The organism is Lysobacter sp. TAB13 (assembly GCF_052113885.1).
Lineage (GTDB): Bacteria > Pseudomonadota > Gammaproteobacteria > Xanthomonadales > Xanthomonadaceae > Lysobacter > Lysobacter gummosus.
Window position 1 is genome coordinate 1 of sequence record NZ_JBFRDR010000287.1, and the last position, 406, is coordinate 406.

Below are 406 nucleotides of genomic sequence, written 5' to 3' on the forward strand. Positions count from 1 at the left end.
ATCAGCAGGAGCCGGCGGATCTCGAGATGCCGCGCATGGGCGCCGTTCAGCCGGTCACCGTGCTCCTCGAGCGTGGCGCGCGCGGCGTCGAGCGTTTTCGCAGGCCAGCCGAGGTCGCGCGAGGCAAGCGCGATCTCGGCCTCGGCGACAATGCACCGTGCCCGCGCCACGGCCTCCTTCGGGCCGAAGGAACGTGCCGCACGCCGCAGGAGACCCTTCGCCCGAACGAGATCGCCGAGCTGTGCCATCGCGATGCCTCGCAGTGCGAGCGCGGGTGCATCGTCGCGCAGGGCGACCCGGTTCAAGGCGCCGAGGGGATCKCCYGCGGCMAGYGCGCGCGCCGCCGCSGTGATCAGAGWGTCCATCGGAATCCCGYCACAYTTGTCACTCCCACCCCTCGATACCC

Annotated in this window: 1 pseudogene; it reads right to left on the bottom strand. The window is 71.4% G+C overall.

Annotated features, from left to right (window positions below):
• A pseudogene (locus tag AB4Y92_RS26205) lies at window positions 1–305 on the bottom strand (helix-turn-helix domain-containing protein); the annotation flags it as partial.
• Window positions 306–406 lie beyond the last annotated feature (101 nt).